This window comes from Microbacterium sp. SA39, assembly GCF_000967865.1.
In the GTDB taxonomy this organism is placed as follows: domain Bacteria; phylum Actinomycetota; class Actinomycetes; order Actinomycetales; family Microbacteriaceae; genus Microbacterium.
Map to the genome: position 1 here is coordinate 1 of NZ_JXRU01000031.1, position 19,271 is coordinate 19,271.

The following is a 19,271-nucleotide window of genomic DNA, read 5'->3' on the forward strand; positions in this document are numbered from 1 at the left end:
GCCAGCGACGAAGCCCGAGCAGCAACCTACGACACCTGGCTCCATCACTACAATCACCACAGACCCCACACCGGCATCAGCGGCCAAACACCCTCAGACCGCGTTCACAACCTCACGGGGAAGAACACCTAGCGCTCGATGAAGACGCCCTTGCCGACGACGGTGATCCCCGACTCGGTGACCGTGAAGCCGCGCGCGAGGTCTCGCTCGCGGTCGACGCCGACGGTCGCACCGTCGGCGAGCACGACGTTCTTGTCGAGGATCGCGCGATGGATCCTCGCGCCCTGCCCGACATGCACGTGGTCGAAGACGACCGAGTCGGTGATGGTCGAGCCGCCACCCGCGAGGGTCCACGGCCCGACGACGCTGCGTTCCAGATGCGTGCCGGACAGCACGGACCCGAGCGAGACGATGGAGTCGATCGCGTTGCCGATGCGGCCGACCGAATCGCGCACGAACTTCGCCGGCGGCGAGTTGACGGCCTGCGAGTGGATCGGCCACTCCATGTTGTAGAGGTTGAAGATCGGCAGGGTCGAGATCAGGTCGCGGTGGGCATCGAAGAACGAGTCGATCGTTCCCACGTCTCGCCAGTACGAGCGGTCGCGCGGCGACGAACCGGGCACCTCGTTCCGCTTCATGTCGTAATAGCCGGCCTCGCCGCGGTCGACGAAGTAGGGGACGATGTCTCCACCCATGTCGTGCCCCGAGGTGGGGGATTCCCCGTCGGCCTCGACGGCGGCGATCAGCGCGTCGGCGTCGAAGATGTAGTTGCCCATCGAGGCGAGCACCTCGTGCGGCGAATCCTCGAGCCCGGCGATGTCGGTCGGCTTCTCGAGGAACTGCTTGATGCGGCCGGACTCGGCGTCGGCGTCGATCACACCGAACTGCGAGGCAAGCGCCAGCGGCTGACGGATGCCCGCGACGGTCGCCTTCGCCCCTGAGGCGATGTGCGCTTCCAGCATCTGCCGGAAGTCCATCCGGTAGACGTGGTCGGCGCCGATGACGACGACGATGTCGGGCTTCTCGTCGTTGATGAGGTTCATGCTCTGCAGGATCGCGTCAGCGGATCCGGAGAACCAGCGCTTGCCGAGCCTCTGCTGCGCGGGCACGGAGGTCACGTACGAGTCGAGGAGCGCCGACATCCGCCACGTCTGCGAGATGTGGCGGTCGAGGCTGTGCGACTTGTACTGCGTCAGGACGACGACCTGGCGGAGGCCGGAGTTGATGAGGTTCGAGATGGCGAAATCGATCAATCGGTACTGTCCGCCGAAAGGCACAGCAGGTTTGGCGCGATCGGCCGTCAGCGGCATGAGCCGCTTGCCTTCGCCGCCGGCGAGGATGATTCCGAAGACCTTCTTTGGAGCGGACATGGGTCCACCCTAGATGCCAGGAAGGCCGCGGAACTAGCGTCTGGACAAGTGAGTCACTAGCGTCTAATGCATGCGCGTCGAGATGATCACCAAGGAATACCCGCCGGAGATCTATGGCGGGGCCGGCGTCCATGTGGCCGAGCTCGTCACCGCCCTGCGGGAGAGCATCGAGGTGCGGGTCCGGGCGTTCGGAGCCGCGCGGGACGAGCCCGGCACGTTCTCCTATCGCGCGCCGTCGGAGCTCGCCGACGCGAACGCCGCGCTGCAGACTCTGGGCACGGATCTCGAGATCGTGTCAGCGATCACGGATGCCGACATCGTGCACAGCCACACCTGGTACGCGAACTTCGCGGGCCACCTCGCGTCGCAGCTGCACGGCATCCCTCACGTGCTCACCGCGCACAGCCTCGAGCCGCTGCGCCCCTGGAAGGCCGAGCAGCTCGGCGGCGGCTACGCGGTGTCGAGCGGCATCGAGAAGCTGGCGTATGAGAACGCGGCCGCGGTGATCGCGGTGAGCGCCGGAATGCGCGCCGACATCCTGCGCAGCTATCCGCAGGTCGACCCCGCCAAGGTGCGCGTGATCCACAACGGCATCGACGTCGAGCGCTGGCGCCCGGTGCAGGATGCCGCCTTCCTGCAGTCCATCGGGATGGATCCGGCTCGCCCGTCGGTCGTCTTCGTCGGCCGGATCACTCGGCAGAAGGGTCTTCCGTATCTCCTTCAGGCGGCGCGGCTGCTGCCGCCCGAGGTGCAGCTGGTGCTGTGCGCCGGCGCACCGGACACCCCGGAGATCATGGCGGAGGTGCAGGAGGGCGTGCGGCTGCTGCAGCAGAGCCGCGACGGCGTGATCTGGATCGAGCGGATGCTGCCGCGAGACGAGCTGTCCGCCATCCTGACCGCGGCGACGACGTTCGTCTGCCCGTCGGTCTACGAGCCGCTCGGGATCGTGAATCTCGAGGCCATGGCCTGCGGTGCAGCCGTCGTCGGCACCGCGACCGGGGGGATCCCCGAGGTCGTCGCGGACGGCGTGACCGGGCGACTTGTGCCGATCGATCAGCTGCAGGACGGTACCGGGACGCCCGTCGATCCCGAGCGCTACATCGCCGATCTCGCTGCCGTGCTCACCGAGGTGGCGATGGATCCGGAGCGCGCGCGCGAGTACGGCGCGGCCGGACGCGAGCGCGCACGGAACGACTTCAGCTGGGGCGCGATCGCCGACACCACCCGCGCGCTCTACGCGGAGCTCATCAGCTGAGCAGATAGGCTGGAAGCATGCCGAGCGCTCTGGAATTCACCGACGTCGTCGTGCGCCGCGAGGGTCGCAACATCATCGATCACGTGACCTGGGAGGTCCAGGACGACCAGCGATGGGTGATCCTGGGACCCAACGGTGCGGGTAAGACGACACTGCTCCAGCTGGCCGACACGCTCATGCACCCGACATCCGGAGCGGTCGAGATCCTCGGCGAGACGCTGGGCCGCACCGACGTGTTCGAGGTGCGACCGCGCATCGGTTTCGCATCCTCCGCCATGGCCAAGCGCGTGCCGCGCGACGAGACGGTCCTCAATACCGTCCTGACCGCCGCGTTCTCCGTGCTCGGACGGTGGAACGAGAACTATGAGGACATCGATGAGCGACGCGCGCTGCGGGTCCTCGGCGACTGGCGACTCGAGCATCTCGCGGAGCGCACGTTCGGCACTCTGAGTGACGGCGAGCAGAAGCGCGTGCAGATCGCCCGGGCCGTGATGACCGATCCCGAGCTGCTGCTCCTCGACGAGCCCACGGCATCCCTCGATCTGGGTTCGCGCGAGGAACTGCTCGCGCTGCTCAGCGGCTACGCCTCATCTCCGACGACGCCGGCCATGCTGATGGTCACGCACCACGTCGAAGAGATCCCGGTCGGATTCACGCACGTCATGCTGCTGCGCGAGGGGCGGGTCGTCGCCGCGGGGCCGATCGCCGAGGCTCTGTCGGAGGAGTCGCTCAGCGAAGCCTTCGGGATGCCGATCACGCTCAGCAGCGAAGAAGGCCGCTACGCGGCGCGCGCCGCCGTCTGAGCGGGTTCGTCGGAGCGGCCGAGAACTGATAGAATCGACCTTTGGTGCGCCCAGCGCCGCAGACTTCCCTCGTCCCTGGCACAATCCAGGGCAGCAACTAAGGAATCCCATGAAGACTGACATTCACCCCGACTACCAGGCTGTCGTGTTCCGCGACCTCGGCTCGGGCGAGACCTTCCTCACGCGCTCCACGGTTCCCGTGGCCGGTGGCAAGACGATCGAGCTCGACGGTGTGGAATACCCCGTCATCGACGTCGAGATCTCCTCGGCCTCGCACCCGTTCTACACGGGCAAGCAGCGCATCATGGACTCGGCCGGTCGCGTCGAGAAGTTCAACCAGCGCTTCAAGGGCTTCGGCGGATCCAAGTAACGATCTCCGTCTGCAAAGGCCCCGTACTCCTCGGAGTGCGGGGCCTTCGTCGTCCTCGGGTGCCGCTCAGATGTCGATGACGATGCGGTGGCCGTCTATCCGACTCGGCTGATCGCCGGGGGAGGGTGCGGGAGCGGTCCGCTGCGTCTGCCGATCCCGTTCCTGGCCGGCCTCGTGCGCGGAGGGGGACCACACGGCGTCGAACGCTCCGCCGATGCCGCCTGCCGTCGAGTTCTCGTACTTCTCCTCGACGGGTTTGCGGGAGAACGTGTGTATCATGCCGAGCACGAGCAGCGCCGGCCCCATGGCGAGGACCAGCGCCAGCGTCAGCCACGCCATCACATCGGTCATACGACAACGATAGGCACGGCGAGCTGCCGTGGCATTGTCCGGAGGGGGAGATTCCTAGCGCACGCGCCGTCCGTGCGCGAGGTCGATCAGGTGCGTGAGCACCGGACCCGAGCGCAGCCCGTTGTGCTCGTGCTCGCTCGTGACCCAGAGGTCGACGCCCGGCAGGAGCCGTGCGGTCTCGAGGGAGAACTCGAGCGGCACGTACACGTCGTTGACGTAGACGGCTGCGGCGCCCGTGGCTCCGGATGCCGAGACCGCCGCCCCATCGTAGAGCTTCGGCCATTCGAACTCGGCGAGTTCGAGCACGACATCGCGCCAGGGCTGGAAGGCGGGGACGGTCTCCGTCCACTCCCGGCGGATGTGCTCGCCCGTGAAGAGCGTGGGGTCGTCGCGGAAGTCCTCGGGTTCGGTGCGTTCCGCAGACCACCGCGTCGCGTCGCCGTCGGCGTAGCTCGACTCGTGGAACGCGAAGTACATCGGATTCCGTCCGCCGTAGGGCATCGCGTGCATCAGGTCGTAGCGGAAGGCGTTGGACCGCGGATCGCGCTCCAGAAGCGACCAGACGGTCTGCCAGCCGTCGTTCGTGCCGAGTGCGGAGCCCAGCGAGCGCAGCCGCGAGCGTGAGACGACTTCGCCATCGGGAAGCACGATGTCACCGGCATCCGCTCGGTCGACGAGCCGGCGCATCGCACCCCGATGCTCCGGGAAGCGGCGGTAGTACCGCTCGGATGCCGCGCGCATCTTGTCGTAGCAGAGGGAGTACACGTCGTCGGGGTGGCGGCCGACCGCGCTGAGTCCGCCGGTGAAGTAGACGTCCGCGAGGGAGCCGGCATCGGTCGACAGATAGGCCAGCGTGGTGAAGCCGCCGAACGACTGGCCGAGCACGCTCCAGGTCACAGCCCCCAGGTGCTCTCGTAGAGCTTCACAGTCGCGGACGATCCCGTCCGCGCGCAGGTGGGTGAGATGCTCCGCGACCGCCGCGGCGCCTCGGGCGAGGTCGTCGTCGCCGACAGGAGTGGACCGACCGGTGCCGCGCTGGTCGATCAGCACCACCCGGTAGTGGGCGAGGGCCGCGTCGAGCCACGAAGGCGCGGCGGGGGACTGGAACGGGCGGGGCGCCTCGTGCCCCGGGCCGCCTTGGAGGAAGACGAGGAAGGGCAGATCCTCACCGCCCTCGCGCGACACGACGGCCGCGAACACGTCGATCGTACGGTGATCCGACGCGTCTCCCCACACGAGGGGAACGGTGAGGGTGTGCTCTTCCACGGTCAGATCCAGCATCCGACGGGTGGCGGTCTTGGCGGTGGTCATCACATCACGTTCCCTATGTAGGAGTACTTGACGAAGACCTCGGAGGCGATGCCGGACTCCTCCAGCACCCCCTGCACCGCGGTCATCATGTAGTTCGCGTCCCAGCCCATGTAGAGGAAATGGGAGCCGTCGAGCTCATCCCACTGCCCCTTCCAGGCCATCTCGTCGTAGATCGGCCCGCCGTGACGCGCGCAATACGTGAGCGCCGCGGGACGGCTGTCAGTCCAGGCGCGGCGGAACACCCGATTGAACAGGTATTTCACGTCGGGCACCTCCCACCGCTCGCCGCGGTACTCGACGTAGTCGAACTCGCGCTCCCAGCCGGCCGGCCATCCGCGCCGGCGGACGGCGTCGAGGATCGGCGTCAGGCCGTCGTCGTCGATCTCCGGCAGCTCGGGCCGTGCCCAGACGCGCAGAAGCCGGGCGGTGAGGGCGACCGTGCGCTGGGTGATCGATGCGGTGCCCCACGACGGGGCTTCGCCCAGGGCACGCGTGCCGGGGACGGCGCTGCGGTCATAGGCCTCGGTGCGCTTGACCGGGAACGAGGCTCCGAAGACGCGCTCTGCGAGCGGCTGCTCGAGCAGCGTCAGGTTGCCCAGCGTGGGGGCGAGCGCGCGGTGGCTGTTCTGCTCGTCCTCGGAGTACTCGCTCCAGGGGCGCAGGCCGTCGCCCGTCCAAGCGTCGCCCGGCACGGTGGGAACGACGTGCTCGACATCGAAGCCGTCGACGTCGTCCAGTTCCTCTATCCGTCCGAGCACGTAGGCGGCGTGGGGGAGTTCGCTGTACTTCAGCACGGCGCTGACGCGCTCGTCCGAGGGGGTGATCCGGGCGAAAGCCCGAGCGAGGGCGTCGCGGCCGCCGGAGCGCGCGCGGCAGAGTCGTGCGATGAGCCGCTCGCCGGGAAGGTTCACGAGCGTGCGTCGCAGGTGCATCGCCTGGATCCACTCCAGCGTCTCGATGAGCTCGTCCCGCGCGATGATGCCGCGGCGGTGGTCGCTGTACGCGCTCATCACCAGCGGGTACGTGGAGCGCCCGAAGGTGTTCACGTACCGCAGCTGTCGAGCGATCTCGGCATCCGGTTCCCGCGAAGGATCGAGGAGGATGCCGTAGATCTCGGCGTAGTGCCGCCAGTTCTCGGCATCCGCCTGCAGCCGCGCGACGTCGACACGGGGGAACGAGCGGCGGAAGGCGCTGTAGACGCCGTGCTCGCCGTCGGCCGCGAGCTCTCGACCGGTCGTCATCACGAGGTAGTGCCGCCAGAACGCGCCGATCGCCTCGCCCGTGTGCTGCTCGATCGGCAGCCAGAAGCGGGCTTCCACGTCGAGCTGCTCTGCATGCGTGAGCCCCATGAGGATGTAGTTGTGGATCAACTCATGGTCGCGCAGCGGTTCGCCCGTGGAGTTCAGGCTCTCGAAGATCTGCTGCGCGTTCGCCTTCGCGCCCAGCGTGATCGAGACGTGCTCCAGCCTCTGCAGCCCGCGCCAGATGCGCGCCGTCTCCTCCGCGTGGATCTGGCTGCGGAAGAAGGCGTAGTTGTCGTCGAAGCGCGATTCCCGCTCGGAGTCGTCCCGGCGATCGAGCACGACGGATTCGTAGAGCTCGGCCCAGGCGTCGTGGGGTCGCAGCTTCGTGCGATCGGGCGCGTCGCGCCGGACCAGCACCCGCTCGAGCTCCGCCGCCAGCGTCGGATCGGTGTCGCGGACGGCGTGGTGGAGGGCAGCGACCAGCAGCATCAGCGTGGTGATGCGCTGCTGGCCGTCGATGAGGATGAGGTCGGCGCCGGGCTCGGGGCCGTCTTGTGCAGACAGGATCGACCCGATGAAGTGCCGGTGCTCGTCGTCTTGGGCTGCGACAGCGCGGATGTCGGAGAGCAGCCGTTCGCAGCCGCCGATGTCCCACCGGTACTGCCGCTGATACACCGGGACCACGATGGTCGTCGTGCCCGCCGCGAGCCATTCGATCGTGTTGACTGCTGTCGCCTCGACGTTGGTCGCGGTGCTCATGCTGGTGTCTCGTCCTCCCGTAGAGCGGGCCCCGAGGACTCGCCGAGGGCCCGGATCAGTCTATTCGGTTATGCACGGCCGACCTCCGAGGAGCGCCGGGCGGTCGCTGTTAGGCTTGCCTTATCAGGGCCTGTTAAAACGTGCTGGCCCCCGATGAAAGGATCTGACTCAGATCATGGGATACATCAAGTCCGCTGCCCTCGAGGAAAAGGGATTCGTCGTCCTCGACAGCTACAACCAGGAGCTCGACCCCAAGGAGTGGCTCGACATCGAGTACAACGACTGGAAGTCGTCCGGCGACACCCGGTTCGCTCCGCTCGCGAGCGCATTCGGAGACATCGAGTGCAACGGCTTCTGGAATCACAAGCCGCCGCGCACCGACAAGGACGGCGTCTGGATCGACTCGCAGGTCGAGAAGGCGCCGAACCTCACCCGCCGAGCGCAGGAGCCGGGTGCCAACGTCGGTCGCTGCCGCGTCATCGAATTGCAGCCCACGCCGTACGGGGAGTGCCTGTACAACCTGCATCAGGATGACAACAACCGCCTGAATCCCGACGGCACCGGCTGGGTCGTTCGTGGCTTCTTCAACCTCACCGACGACAAGGACAGCTACTTCGTCCTGCGCGAGAACCGCACCGACCCCAGCATCGAGTACCGCATCGCGCTGCCCGCCGGCGCTCAGTTGATCGTCGACACGCAGCGCCTGTGGCACGCGGCCACGCACAACGGCGACGAGCCGCGCTACTGCCTCATCACCTCGTGGACCTCGGGCCCCGAGCTCGACGCGTACATCGAGAAGTACAACGGCACCGACGACGTGCCCAACTACGAGGTCGACCAGGAGACGCTCGAGCTCGGCTACGCCGAGCAGGCCCGCAAGGATGCTGCGCGTGCGGCGTACTACGCGGCCAAGGGCCAGCAGGTCAAGCAGGCGATGAGCGAGGCGTAAGCCACGGATCGGGGGTGCGCTGAGCCCGCCGAAGCGCAGAGGGCCCCGGTCGATTCGATCGGGGCCTTCTCCGTTCTGAATGACACGCTTGTGATTTCGCCCGGACTGGGCGAGAATGGGCCCATAACCGCATATTCACGCCACTCTCGTGGTTTCAGGTCGTTGGGGAAGACGCACCTGATGAAACGGAGAGATCATGGCGACGGCTTACGCACGCGGAGTGGTGTTCATCCACTCTGCGCCTCGCGCGCTCTGCCCGCACCTGGAATGGGCGGTGGGACGCGCTATCGGGCGCGCGGTGAACTTCGACTGGACTGAGCAGCCCGTCCTCGACGGTGCTCGCCGCGCCGAGTTCTACTGGGACGGCCCGGTCGGTACGGGCGCTGCTCTCGCGACCGCGATCCGAGGCTGGGAGCATCTGCGCTTCGAGGTGACAGAGGACCCGACTCCGCGCAGTGACGGCGGACGCTGGCTGCATACGCCCGATCTCGGCATCCACTACGCCCAGACGGATGCCGCGGGCAACATCGTCATCGGAGAGGACCGCATCCGCTACGCGATGGAGATCGCCGGAGGCAACGCGGTCGAGCTGCAGCGCGAACTGGACATCGCCCTCGGTTCGGCCTGGGACGAGGAGCTGGAGCCGTTCCGTCACGCCAGCGACGACGCGCGCGTCGTCTGGCTCCACAAGGTCGGGTGACCGCCGCACACAAGCCTGGAGCGCGGAGGCGTGAGTATCGGATGCCGGTGACTCGTCCCGGACGCTGAGAAGACGTTTCCCCGCTTCACATGACGAAGACCCCGCCCCGAGGGGCGGGGTCTTCGTCGCTACGGGGAGCAAGCGGAGAGCGCTCAGATGACCGCGGCGTGCGTCTCGACGGGACGTTTCACGGAGCCGCCCTCGCGCAGGTCCGCCCAGGCGCGGCCCAGTCTCTCCATGGCAGCGGCGGTCTTCTCCGGCGGGTGCGTGATCGGAACCCGAAGGAAGCGCTCGAGCACACCGCCCGTGGAGAACCGCGGACCGGGAGGGATGATCAGCTGATGCTCGCGCGCGGCCAGAGAGAGCTTCGTCGAGATCGGGGCCTCGAGGTCGACCCAGGCGGAGAGGCCGCCGGGAGTGCTCGGCATCCGCAGTCCGCCGATCGTCTCGAGTCCGGCGGCGACCGCGGCGCGTCCTCGCTGCAGCCGTGAGCGCACGTGTGCCGAGAGAGCGGGCATCTCGTCGAGGAGCTCGACCGCGATGCACTGATCGAGGAGTGCCGTGCCGAGTTCGAATGACGGGCGAATCGCGAGGACCCGGGAGATGACGGACCGCTCGGCGCGGATCCAGCCGAGGCGCAGGCCGCCCCACGCGATCTTCGACATCGACCCGATCGTCACGATCTTCGGACTGAACGCCGACAGCGGACGAGGCGTCCATCCACGGTCGACGTCGAGCTCGGATGTGGTCTCATCGGCGATCACGTGCGTCCCGGTGTTGCGGGCCGTGGTCGCGAGGTGCTCGCGGTCGAGATCGGTCATCGTCGCGCCGGTGGGGTTGTGGAAGTCGGGGATGAAGTACGCCGCAGTGGGACGGGTTCGCAGCAGCAGGTCGGTGAGATGACGCGCATCCCATCCGTCGACGCCGACCGGGGTTGGGAGCAGACGATAGCCGCTGCGATGCAGCGCGTCGAGCGCGTGCGGGAAGGTCGGCTGTTCGACCACGGCGCGGTCCCCTCGTCCGCCGAGCGCCGCGAGGACGAGGTTCAGCGCGTGCAGGGCGCCCGAGGTGATGATGATGTCGTCGGCGGTCGTGGGAACCCCGCGCTGAACGAAGCGCTGTGCGACGGCGTCGCGGAGTTCCGGGAGTCCGCGGAGCGAGTAGCCGCTCGTGTTCCGCAGTGCTGCGAGCCGGGGCAGCGAGCGCACCGTGGCGTCGTAGAGCCCCGGGGTGGAGTCCATCGCCGCGATCGACAGGTCGATGGCGTCGTCGTCGTCCAGCCCGGGGGTGAACGTCCCGCGCTGGGGGAGCGCGACCCGCGTGCCGCCGCCGTGCAGCCGTGTCACATAGCCGTCGCTCTCCAGCAGACTGTAGGTGCGCGTCATGGTGGATCGCGCGCGTCGGAGTTCGAGAGCCAGGCTGCGCTCGCTCGGCAGCCGTTCGCCGACCGTGAGCCGTCCGTCGAGGATCAGTGCCCGGATCTGCGCCGCGAGCGCGGCGGCGGTCGCGCCTGCCGCGTTCTGAGCACCGAGCTGTTCCACGAGTCGTGACGTCATCGGTCCAGTCTGCCGCAGAAGTGGACTCGGAGAGGCAGGCCACTTTCCGGAGAGTGGTCTCGGGTCGGCGTTGCTCACGGCAGCGATGATGGAGACATGCCCTTGCGTTCCCTCTTCCTCCCCGTCGTCGCGACGAGCCGTCGTGACCTCATCGAGCGCGCCGTGCAGCTGCTCGTCGGCCTCTTCCTCTACGGCGTCGCGCTGGGGCTCATGGTGCGGGCTGGAATCGGCGTTGCTCCATGGGACGTGCTCGCGCTCGGCGTGGCCGGCCAGTCCGGCATCGGCTACGGGACGGTGACGGTGCTCGTCTCGATCGTGGTGCTGCTGCTGTGGATACCGCTGCGCCAACGGGTCGGCGTCGGCACACTGCTCAACGCTCTCCTGGTCGGGCCCAGCGCCGACCTGACGTTGGCGGTGATTCCACCCGTGCCGTCGATCTGGGTCGGTGCGCCGATGTTCATCGTCGGACTCGTGCTGCTCGCGTTCGCCACCGGGCTGTACATCGCCGCGAGCTTCGGGCCTGGACCGCGCGATGGCCTGATGACGGGACTGGTCCGCGTCACCGGGTGGAGGGTGTGGATCGTGCGCACTCTGATCGAGGGGAGCGTACTGCTCGTCGGCTTCGTGCTCGGCGGCCCGGTCGGCGTCGGCACAGTGCTGTTCGCCCTGGGAGTCGGCCCGCTCATCGGCTGGTTCCTGCCCCGTGTCACCCGGCGCCGCGAGGAGCGCTCCCGTCGGGTGGCCACCGCGCCCGCCCGCTGAGCCGCCGCAGACGAGAGAAGGCCCCGGGAGTCATCTCTCGGGGCCTTCTCTCGTTCACGCGTGCCAGACGGTCAGTCTGCGTTCGCGAACACGGCGACGGCGTTGTGGCCGCCGAAGCCGAACGAGTTGCTGATGGCGATCTGCGGGCCGTCGCCGAGCGGTGTCGGCTCGCCGGAGAGGCGGAACGGCACAGCAGGGTCGGGTTCGGTCATGTTGATCGTGGGCGGAGCGACGCGGTCGCGCAGCGCCAGAAGCGAGAAGATCGCCTCCAGGGCGCCGGTGCCGCCGAGGAGGTGACCCGTGGAGGCCTTGGTGGCCGAGACGGGGATCTCGTCGATCCGGTCCCCGAAGACCTTCTTCAGGGCGACGTACTCGTTCGGGTCGCCGACCGGGGTCGAGGTCGCGTGCGCGTTGATGTGGGTGACCTGATCGGCGGTGACGCCGGCCTCTGCGAGGGCCTGGGTGACAGCGCGCGCGGCGCCGGTGCCCTCGGGGTCATTCCCGGTGATGTGGTACGCGTCCGCGGTGACGCCGCCGCCGAGCACGTAGCCGTAGATCTTCGCGCCGCGAGCCTTCGCGTGCTCCTCGGTCTCGAGGATCAGCGCGGCCGCGCCCTCACCCATGACGAAGCCGTCGCGGTCGATGGCGCCCGGGCGGGAAGCGTGTGCGGGGTCGTCGTTGCGGCGCGACAGGGCCTGCGCCGAGGCGAACGACGCCATGGTGATCGGGTGGATCGCGGACTCGGTGCCGCCGGCGATGACGACGTCGGCGTCGCCATCCTGCAGGTGGTGGAACGCGTGGATGATCGACTCGGTGCTGGACGCGCAGGCACTCACGACGGTCTGGGCGTAGGCGCGGGCGTGGAACTGCAGCGACAGGTTGCCTGCGGCGGCGTTCGGCATGAGCATCGGGACGGTCAGCGGCATGACGCGCCGCGGTCCCTTCTCGCGCAGCGTGTCCCACGCGTCGAGCAGTGTCCAGAGTCCGCCGATGCCGGTGGCGAAGTCCACTCCGAGGCGCTCGGGGTCGACCTCGGGGGATCCGGCGTCGGCCCAGGCCTCGCGGGCGGCGATCAGCGCGAACTGAGAAGACGGGTCGAGACGCTTCGCCTCGTGCCGCGGCAGCACTTCTTCGGGCCGGACGATGGCCTCGGCGGCGAAGGTGACGGGGAGTTCGTACTGCTGCACCCAGTCGTGCTCGAGGGTACGCGTGCCGGACACGCCTGCGAGCAGGTTGCTCCAGTTCTCCGGAGCGGTCCCGCCGATGGCGGACGTGGCGCCGATGCCGGTGACGACGATGCGCTTGGTCATGGTGTGGTTCCTTGTCGAGCGGATGAAGCAGGATGAGGGCAAGGCAGAGGATGCCACGCCCCGCGGTGGCGGGGGTGGCATCCTGCGGGGATTACTCCTGGCCTGCGACGATGAAGCTGACGGCGTCGCCGACGGTCTTGAGGTTCTTGACCTCGTCGTCGGGGATGGTGACGCCGAACTTCTCCTCGGCGTTGACGACGATCGTCATCATCGAGATCGAGTCGATGTCGAGGTCGTCCGTGAAGGACTTCTCGAGGGCGACCTCGGAGGCGTTGATGCCCGTCTCGTCGGTGATCAGCTCTGCGAGGCCGGCGAGGACCTCATCGTTGGTGAAAGCCATGTGGTCTTCCTCTTTCTTACGGGTTGTATTCGGAACCGTGGAACAGTCTAGAGAAGGTCGCGCGATCTCAGGGGAGGACGATGACCTGTGCGGCGAAGACGAGGCCCGCGCCGAAGCCGATCTGCAGGGCGAGTCCGCCCGACAGCTCGGGGTGCTCGGCCATCAGGCGGTGGCTCGCGAGCGGGATGGAGGCAGCGGAGGTGTTGCCGGTGGTCTCGATGTCGCGCGCGATCACCGTGGTCTCCGGCAGCTTCAGCTGCTTCGCGAACTCGTCGATGATGCGCATGTTGGCCTGGTGGGGGATGAAGGCGGCGATGTCGTCCGGTCCCACGCCGGCCTTGTCGAGTGCCTCTCGGGCCACCTTCGCCATCTCCCAGACCGCCCAGCGGAAGACCGTCTGGCCCTCCTGACGGAGCGTGGGCCACGGCACCTCGCCGTCGCGGAACTGGGTAAGGGTGCCGTTCATGCCGACGGCATCCGCCTTCGAGCCGTCCGACCCCCAGACGGCCGGGGCGATCCCGGGGGTGTCGCTCGGGCCGATGAGGGCTGCGCCCGCGCCGTCGCCGAGCAGGAAGGAGATGCTCCGGTCTGCCGGGTCGACCACGTCGGAGAGCTTCTCGGTGCCGATCACGAGCGCGTAGCGCGCGGCTCCCGCCTTGATCAGGGCGTCGGCCTGCGTGATGGCGTAGGCGTATCCCGCGCAGGCGGCGTTGACGTCGTACGCGGCCGCCGGGTTCGCACCGACACGGTCCGCGACGATCGCCGAGACCGAGGGGCTCTGCTTCGGGTTGCTGATCGTCGCGACGATCACGAGGTCGACCTGGTCGGCCGCGACGCCGGACTTCTCGATGGCCTCGGCCGCCGCGATGGTGGCGAGATCGATCGCGTCGGTGCCCTTGTCGGCACGGGCACGGGTGATGATGCCGGTGCGCTGGCGGATCCACTCGTCGCTGGAGTCGATCGGGCCGATGAGGTCGTCGTTCGGGACGGCGTTCTCACCGCGTGCGGCGCCGAAGGAGTAGATGCGCGTGTAGGCGGGGCCTGCGACCTGGGCGAGGGTGATGCTCATGCGGCTTCTCCGTTCAGCAGCGCGACGGCCGCGTCGAGGTCATCGGGGGTCTTGACGGCGACGGTGGGCACGCCGCGGAGGCCGCGCTTCGCGAGCCCGGTGAGCGCACCTGCCGGGGCGAGTTCGATCAACCCGGTGATCCCGGCGTCGGCGAACGAGTTCATGCAGAGGTCCCAGCGCACGGGGGACGAGACCTGGTCGACCAGGTAGGAGAGCGCACGGGGGCCGCTGTCGACGACGGAGCCGTCGCGGTTGGTCCACAGCGCGATGGAGGGATCGGCGGGAGCCACGGCCGCGACGGCGTCGCGCAGTGCGGTCACCGCCGCCGCCATGTACGTCGTGTGGAAGGCGCCGGCGACCTGCAGGGGGATCACACGTGTGCCCTTGACGGGGTCTGTCGCGAGGGCCTCGAGTCCGGGGAGCTCACCGGCGACGACGAGCTGGCCGCCGCCGTTGTAGTTCGCGGGGGAGAGTCCGAGCTCGGTGAGCCTTTCGAGGATCGCCGACTCGTCGCCGCCGAGTACCGCGCTCATGCCGGTCGGTGTCTGCGCCGCGGCATCCGCCATCGCCCGTCCGCGGATGCCGACCAGACGCATGCCGGTCTCGGCGTCGATCACGCCGCTGCCGACGAGTGCGGCGATCTCGCCGACGGAGTGTCCCGCGATCCCGTCAGGACGGCGTCCCGCACGCTCCGCCAGGGCATCGCCGGCGAGCAGCGAGGCCGCGACGATCAGCGGCTGCGCGATGCGCGTGTCGCGGATCGTGTCGGCATCCGAGTTCGTGCCGTGCTCGCGGAGATCGACCTCGGCCGCTTCGGAATACGCGGCGAGGCGCTCGGTCACCCCGTCGAGCTCGAGCCAGGGGGCGAGGAATCCGGGGGTCTGCGAGCCCTGTCCCGGGCATACGACGACAATCACACCCTCAGTCTGCCAACGATTCGCGCTGAGCGGTGGATGATCCATCACAAGATTCTCGAAAACCCTTGTGTATGGCGTACAGGCAGGGCGTCTGCGCGTGCTCAGCGCGGGGTACGGCGGAGCGTGGGACGACGACGCGCCTGGTCGGCGACGCCGATGGAGCCGAGGATCAGCGCCGTCTGAAGGATCAGGGCCTCACGCGGGCCGGTGGCGTCCCAGCCGATGACCTCGCTCACCCGCTTCAGGCGATAGCGCACGGTGTTCGGGTGCACGAACAGCTCGCGGGCGGTCGCCTCGAGGGAGCGGCCGTTGTCGAGATAGCTCCACAGCGTCGTCACGAGATCCGTGGAGTGCGCCTGCAGTGGGCGGAAGATTCGCTCGATGAGCGTCTGCTTGGCGAGCGGGTCCCCGGCGAGGGCGCGCTCCGGGAGCAGGTCGTCGGCCTCGACAGGTCGTGGTGCGCTGCGCCACGCGCGGGCGACGGCGAAGCCTGCGAGGGCAGCACGGGCGCTCTGACTCGCATCGACGAGTGCGGCGACCGCCGGCCCCAAGACGACATAGCCCGGGCCGAACGACGGCTCGAGCCGGGTGGCGATCTCCTGGAAGCCGAGTTCTTCCTCGCCTTCGCCTTCCTGTCCCTCTGCTCGGGCACGCCCGAGCACGAGGACAAGACGGGAACCCTGCACGCCGATGAGCACATCGACGGCCAGCTTGCGCGCCGTGCGGCGGACGAGGTCGACGTCGAACTGCGGGGGAGTCGTGCCGACCAGCACCGCGACCTCGCCGTGGCCGTGCCAGCCGAGGGCCGCGATGCGGCTGGGCAGCTCCTCATCGGCCTCGCCCGTGAGGATCGAGTCGACGACGAGGGCTTCGAGTCGGGCATCCCACAGCCCGCGGGCCTCGGCGGCGCGGGCGTAGACGTCGGCTGCGGCGAACGCGACATCGCGCGAGTACAGCAGGATCGCCTCGCGGAGGTCGTTTCCCCGACCGGCGACACGCTCCTCTGTGACCTCCACTGTCACGCGGATCAGCTGCAGGGTCTGCTGGAGGCTGACGCTGCGCAGCAACTCGCGGGGAGCGGCGGCGAAGATGTCGGCCGCGATCCACGGCGTCGAGGTGGGGTCTTCGTACCACTGGATGAACGAGGTGATGCCCGCCTGTGCCACCAGCCCGACCGCAGAGCGGCGGGCCGGTGGCATGTCGGCGTACCAGGGCAGCGTGTCTTCGAGCCGCTTGATCGTCACCGAGGCGATGTCGCCGGAGATCCGGCGCAGCCAGGTGAGGGTCGCGGCCTTGTCCATGTCGCGGGAAGACGAAGCTGTCACCGAGGACTCAGCTCTCCCCGCCCGCATTGCCGCTGGTGCCGGCGTTCACATCGTGCAGGCTGTACTTCTGGATCGCCTGCGCGGCGAGCGACCGATCGACGACGCCGTCCTCCGCGAGGGCCTGCAGCGTGCGCACGACCATGGACGGACCGTCGATCTTGAAGAAGCGACGAGCAGCGGCACGCGTGTCGGAGAATCCGAAGCCGTCGGCGCCGAGCGTGGCGAAGCGGTTCGGCACCCACGGGCGGATCTGGTCCTGGACGGCGTGCATGAAGTCGCTGACCGCGATGACCGGGCCCTCGGCGCCCTGGAGCTTCTGGGTGAGGTAGGCCGTGTGGGGCTCTTCTTCCGGGTAGAGGAAGTTGTGCTCGTCGGCGGCGAGGCCGTCGCGGCGCAGCTCGGTCCAGGAGGTGACCGACCATACGTCGGCGATCACGCCCCAGTCGTTCTTCAGCAGCTGCTGCGCCTCGAGCGCCCAGGGCAGACCGACACCCGAGCCGAACAGCTGGGCGCGGGGGCCTTCGCCCTCGCCGACGGAGACGCGGTGGATGCCGCGGACGATGCCGTCCACATCGACGTCCTCCGGCTCCTTCGGCTGGATGAGCGGCTCGTTGTACACCGTCAGGTAATACATGACGTTCGGGTCCTCGTGGTTCCCGCCGTACATGCGCTCGAGACCGGAGCGCATGATGTGCGCGATCTCGTAGCCGTATGCCGGGTCGTACGAGACCGTCGCCGGGTTGGTCGCCGCCAGCAGATGCGAGTGACCGTCGGCGTGCTGCAGGCCTTCACCGGTCAGCGTCGTGCGACCGGCCGTGGCGCCGATGATGAATCCGCGAGCCATCTGGTCGCCGGCGGCCCACTGGGCGTCGCCGGTGCGCTGGAAGCCGAACATCGAGTAGAAGAGGTAGATCGGGATGAGCGGCTCGCCGTGCGTCGCGTACGACGTGCCGGCGGCGGTGAACGCCGCGAGAGCGCCGGCCTCGTTGATGCCGACGTGCACGATCTGGCCCTGCGGGCTCTCCTTGTAGGCGAGGAGCAGCTCCCGGTCGACCGAGGTGTAGTGCTGGCCGTTCGGGTTGTAGATCTTCGCCGTCGGGAAGTACGCGTCCATGCCGAAGGTGCGCGCCTCGTCCGGGATGATCGGCACGATGCGGTGACCGAAGTCCTTCGAGCGCAGCAAGTCCTTCAGCAGACGGACGAACGCCATGGTCGTGGCGATCTCCTGCGTACCGGAGCCCTTCTTGGGCAGGGCGTACGCCGAGTCGTCGGGCAGCGAGAGGCCGACGTGGGTGGAACGGCGCTCGGGCAGGAAGCCGCCGAGTGCCTTGCGGCGCTCGAGCATGTACTGGATCGTCTCGTCCTGGGGTCCCGGGTTGTAGTACGGGGGCAGGTACGGGTTCTCCTCCAGCTGCGCATCCGTGATCGGGATGTGCATGGCGTCGCGGAACGTCTTGAGGTTGTCCAGCGTCATCTTCTTCATCTGGTGGGTCGCGTTGCGACCCTCGAACTGCGGACCCAGCCCGTAGCCCTTGACGGTCTTGGCGAGGATGACGGTGGGCTTGCCCTTGTGCTCGGTCGCAGCCTTGAAGGCGGCGTAGACCTTGCGGTAGTCGTGGCCTCCGCGCTTGAGGTTCCAGATGTCGTCGTCGGAGTAGTCCTTGACGAGCGCGGCGGCGCGCTCGTCGCGGCCGAAGAAGTGCTCGCGGATGTACGCGCCCGACTCCGCCTTGTAGGTCTGGAAGTCGCCGTCGGGGGTGACGTTCATGAGGTTGAGCAGCGCGCCCTCGGTGTCGCGGGAGAGCAGGTCGTCCCACTCGCGCCCCCAGACGACCTTGATGACGTTCCAGCCCGCACCGCGGAAGAACGACTCGAGCTCCTGGACGATCTTGCCGTTGCCGCGCACCGGGCCGTCGAGACGCTGCAGGTTGCAGTTCACGATGAAGGTCAGGTTGTCGAGACCCTCGTTGGCCGCGACCTGCAGCTGACCGCGGCTCTCGACCTCGTCCATCTCGCCGTCGCCGAGGAAGGCCCAGACGTGCGAGGCGGAGGTGTCCTTGATGCCGCGGTTCTCGATGTACTTGTTCGACATCGCCTGGTAGATCGCGTTGATCGGGCCGAGACCCATCGAGACGGTCGGGAACTGCCAGTACTCCGGCATGAGGCGCGGGTGCGGGTAGGAGGGGATGCCGTTCGGGGCGTGCGACTTCTCCTGGCGGAATCCGTCGAGCTGGTCCTCGGTCAGGCGACCCTCGAGGAAGGAACGGGCGTAGGTGCCGGGGGAGGCGTGACCCTGCACGAAGATCTGGTCGGCACCGCCGGCGTTGTCGGCACCCTTGAAGAAGTGGTTGAAGCCCACCTCGTAGAGCGCGGCCGAGGACGCATACGTGGAGATGTGGCCGCCGACGCCGATGCCGGGGCGCTGCGCGCGGTGCACCGTGATGGCCGCGTTCCAGCGGATCCAGGCGCGGTAGCGGCGCTCGACCTCTTCGTCGCCGGGGAACTCGGGCTCGTTCTCCGGGGCGATGGTGTTGATGTAGTCCGTCGTCGGAACCATCGGCACGCCCAGGTGCAGCTCCTTGGAGCGCTTGAGCAGGCTGAGCATGATCTCGCGGCCACGTCCGTGGCCCTTCGCATCCACCAGCTCATCGAGCGACTGCTGCCACTCGCCGGTCTCTTCCGGATCGCTGTCCTGGGGGCCCTGGGAATACGGATCCTGGTCGTGCACGGTCACGGGGCGAACCTTTCGTCAAGCTGGCAGGTCATGCCAAGGAAACGGGAAGCGACGCGGGCAGCCTTGTCGGCTGTGCACAACGCGCGCCGGGTTCAGCCTATCCCTCTTCCACGACACGAGCGCGCAACGGGTGCCCGATACACTGG

At 68.3% G+C, this 19,271-nt stretch carries 18 protein-coding genes; 7 read left to right on the top strand and 11 right to left on the bottom strand.

Annotated features, from left to right (window positions below; all coding sequences use genetic code 11):
* Positions 1-132 (top strand): integrase core domain-containing protein (locus RS85_RS19225; RefSeq protein WP_152642353.1); only part of this gene is annotated, 132 nt, incomplete at its 5' end.
* On the opposite strand, the gene RS85_RS06710 is transcribed toward RS85_RS19225, so the two are convergent.
* Positions 129-1,370: a glucose-1-phosphate adenylyltransferase gene (locus RS85_RS06710; RefSeq protein WP_046012674.1), complete on the bottom strand. Its 1,242-nt coding sequence runs from the start codon at positions 1,368-1,370 to the stop codon at positions 129-131. The genes RS85_RS19225 and RS85_RS06710 overlap by 4 nt on opposite strands.
* Before the next feature lie 70 nt (positions 1,371-1,440).
* Between RS85_RS06710 and glgA the strand changes: the two genes are divergently transcribed.
* The 3 genes from glgA to RS85_RS06725 all read left to right on the top strand — a co-directional run bounded on the left by glgA (position 1,441) and on the right by RS85_RS06725 (position 3,798).
* A complete protein-coding gene (glgA, locus tag RS85_RS06715) occupies positions 1,441-2,625 on the top strand; it encodes a glycogen synthase (RefSeq protein WP_046012675.1) in 1,185 nt (394 codons plus the stop codon).
* 17 nt (positions 2,626-2,642) lie between these two features.
* Positions 2,643-3,428 (top strand): ABC transporter ATP-binding protein, encoded by a 786-nt coding sequence (locus RS85_RS06720; RefSeq protein ID WP_046012676.1) that lies wholly within the window; start codon positions 2,643-2,645, stop codon positions 3,426-3,428.
* 109 nt (positions 3,429-3,537) lie between these two features.
* Positions 3,538-3,798: a type B 50S ribosomal protein L31 gene (locus RS85_RS06725; RefSeq protein ID WP_046012677.1), complete on the top strand. Its 261-nt coding sequence runs from the start codon at positions 3,538-3,540 to the stop codon at positions 3,796-3,798.
* A gap of 66 nt (positions 3,799-3,864) precedes the next feature.
* Here the strand turns inward: RS85_RS06725 and RS85_RS06730 are convergent, their stop codons facing one another.
* The 3 genes from RS85_RS06730 to RS85_RS06740 are packed head-to-tail and all read right to left on the bottom strand — an operon-like array spanning position 3,865 to position 7,463.
* Positions 3,865-4,149: a hypothetical protein gene (locus tag RS85_RS06730; protein ID WP_052703462.1), complete on the bottom strand. Its 285-nt coding sequence runs from the start codon at positions 4,147-4,149 to the stop codon at positions 3,865-3,867.
* A 54-nt stretch (positions 4,150-4,203) separates the two neighbouring features.
* The gene (locus tag RS85_RS06735; protein ID WP_046012678.1) at positions 4,204-5,460 is read right to left on the bottom strand and encodes an alpha/beta fold hydrolase; all 1,257 of its coding nucleotides are present in this window, start codon (positions 5,458-5,460) and stop codon (positions 4,204-4,206) included.
* Positions 5,460-7,463 (bottom strand): DUF262 domain-containing protein, encoded by a 2,004-nt coding sequence (locus RS85_RS06740; protein ID WP_046012679.1) that lies wholly within the window; start codon positions 7,461-7,463, stop codon positions 5,460-5,462. Before RS85_RS06740 ends, RS85_RS06735 begins: the two co-directional genes overlap by 1 nt.
* A 175-nt stretch (positions 7,464-7,638) precedes the next feature.
* Between RS85_RS06740 and RS85_RS06745 the strand changes: the two genes are divergently transcribed.
* Positions 7,639-8,412, top strand: coding sequence for a hypothetical protein (locus RS85_RS06745; RefSeq protein WP_046012680.1), 774 nt, complete (start codon positions 7,639-7,641; stop codon positions 8,410-8,412).
* 196 nt (positions 8,413-8,608) lie between these two features.
* A complete protein-coding gene (locus RS85_RS06750; protein ID WP_046012681.1) occupies positions 8,609-9,112 on the top strand; it encodes a DUF3145 domain-containing protein in 504 nt (167 codons plus the stop codon).
* A 152-nt stretch (positions 9,113-9,264) separates the two neighbouring features.
* Here RS85_RS06750 and yczR read toward each other — a convergent pair whose 3' ends face one another.
* Entirely contained in the window at positions 9,265-10,668 is a 1,404-nt protein-coding gene (gene yczR / locus RS85_RS06755) for a MocR-like transcription factor YczR (protein WP_046012682.1), read from the bottom strand.
* Between the two features lie 96 nt (positions 10,669-10,764).
* Between yczR and yczE the strand changes: the two genes are divergently transcribed.
* Entirely contained in the window at positions 10,765-11,430 is a 666-nt protein-coding gene (gene yczE / locus RS85_RS06760; protein ID WP_046012683.1) for a membrane protein YczE, read from the top strand.
* Between the two features lie 71 nt (positions 11,431-11,501).
* On the opposite strand, the gene RS85_RS06765 is transcribed toward yczE, so the two are convergent.
* The 6 genes from RS85_RS06765 to aceE form a co-directional block, all read right to left on the bottom strand.
* Positions 11,502-12,740 carry a beta-ketoacyl-[acyl-carrier-protein] synthase family protein gene (locus RS85_RS06765; RefSeq protein ID WP_046012684.1) on the bottom strand — a complete coding sequence of 413 codons (1,239 nt, stop codon included), beginning with the start codon at positions 12,738-12,740 and terminating at the stop codon, positions 11,502-11,504.
* A 91-nt stretch (positions 12,741-12,831) separates the two neighbouring features.
* On the bottom strand, positions 12,832-13,080 hold the full coding sequence (locus RS85_RS06770; RefSeq protein WP_017830435.1) for an acyl carrier protein: 249 nt from the start codon (positions 13,078-13,080) through the stop codon (positions 12,832-12,834).
* A 67-nt stretch (positions 13,081-13,147) separates the two neighbouring features.
* Positions 13,148-14,149 carry a beta-ketoacyl-ACP synthase III gene (locus RS85_RS06775; protein ID WP_046012685.1) on the bottom strand — a complete coding sequence of 334 codons (1,002 nt, stop codon included), beginning with the start codon at positions 14,147-14,149 and terminating at the stop codon, positions 13,148-13,150.
* Positions 14,146-15,066 (bottom strand): ACP S-malonyltransferase, encoded by a 921-nt coding sequence (locus tag RS85_RS06780; protein WP_046012837.1) that lies wholly within the window; start codon positions 15,064-15,066, stop codon positions 14,146-14,148. Before RS85_RS06780 ends, RS85_RS06775 begins: the two co-directional genes overlap by 4 nt.
* Before the next feature lie 101 nt (positions 15,067-15,167).
* Positions 15,168-16,367 (bottom strand): PucR family transcriptional regulator, encoded by a 1,200-nt coding sequence (locus RS85_RS06785; RefSeq protein WP_046012686.1) that lies wholly within the window; start codon positions 16,365-16,367, stop codon positions 15,168-15,170.
* Positions 16,368-16,398: 31 nt separating this feature from the next.
* The gene (gene aceE, locus RS85_RS06790) at positions 16,399-19,125 is read right to left on the bottom strand and encodes a pyruvate dehydrogenase (acetyl-transferring), homodimeric type (RefSeq protein ID WP_046012687.1); all 2,727 of its coding nucleotides are present in this window, start codon (positions 19,123-19,125) and stop codon (positions 16,399-16,401) included.
* Between the last annotated feature and the right edge of the window lie 146 nt (positions 19,126-19,271).

What these genes read in the sequence shown, in the direction of transcription:
- RS85_RS06785 (WP_046012686.1), bottom strand. Translation starts at nt 16,367, where the DNA reads ATGGACAAGGCCGCGACCCTCACCTGGCTGCGCCGGATCTCCGGCGAC.
- RS85_RS06730 (WP_052703462.1), bottom strand. Translation starts at nt 4,149, where the DNA reads ATGACCGATGTGATGGCGTGGCTGACGCTGGCGCTGGTCCTCGCCATG.
- RS85_RS06725 (WP_046012677.1), top strand. Translation starts at nt 3,538, where the DNA reads ATGAAGACTGACATTCACCCCGACTACCAGGCTGTCGTGTTCCGCGAC.
- glgA (WP_046012675.1), top strand. Translation starts at nt 1,441, where the DNA reads ATGCGCGTCGAGATGATCACCAAGGAATACCCGCCGGAGATCTATGGC.
- RS85_RS06750 (WP_046012681.1), top strand. Translation starts at nt 8,609, where the DNA reads ATGGCGACGGCTTACGCACGCGGAGTGGTGTTCATCCACTCTGCGCCT.
- RS85_RS06765 (WP_046012684.1), bottom strand. Translation starts at nt 12,740, where the DNA reads ATGACCAAGCGCATCGTCGTCACCGGCATCGGCGCCACGTCCGCCATC.
- RS85_RS06735 (WP_046012678.1), bottom strand. Translation starts at nt 5,460, where the DNA reads ATGACCACCGCCAAGACCGCCACCCGTCGGATGCTGGATCTGACCGTG.
- RS85_RS06710 (WP_046012674.1), bottom strand. Translation starts at nt 1,370, where the DNA reads ATGTCCGCTCCAAAGAAGGTCTTCGGAATCATCCTCGCCGGCGGCGAA.
- RS85_RS06740 (WP_046012679.1), bottom strand. Translation starts at nt 7,463, where the DNA reads ATGAGCACCGCGACCAACGTCGAGGCGACAGCAGTCAACACGATCGAA.
- RS85_RS06720 (WP_046012676.1), top strand. Translation starts at nt 2,643, where the DNA reads ATGCCGAGCGCTCTGGAATTCACCGACGTCGTCGTGCGCCGCGAGGGT.
- RS85_RS06770 (WP_017830435.1), bottom strand. Translation starts at nt 13,080, where the DNA reads ATGGCTTTCACCAACGATGAGGTCCTCGCCGGCCTCGCAGAGCTGATC.
- RS85_RS06775 (WP_046012685.1), bottom strand. Translation starts at nt 14,149, where the DNA reads ATGAGCATCACCCTCGCCCAGGTCGCAGGCCCCGCCTACACGCGCATC.
- yczE (WP_046012683.1), top strand. Translation starts at nt 10,765, where the DNA reads ATGCCCTTGCGTTCCCTCTTCCTCCCCGTCGTCGCGACGAGCCGTCGT.
- RS85_RS06745 (WP_046012680.1), top strand. Translation starts at nt 7,639, where the DNA reads ATGGGATACATCAAGTCCGCTGCCCTCGAGGAAAAGGGATTCGTCGTC.
- yczR (WP_046012682.1), bottom strand. Translation starts at nt 10,668, where the DNA reads ATGACGTCACGACTCGTGGAACAGCTCGGTGCTCAGAACGCGGCAGGC.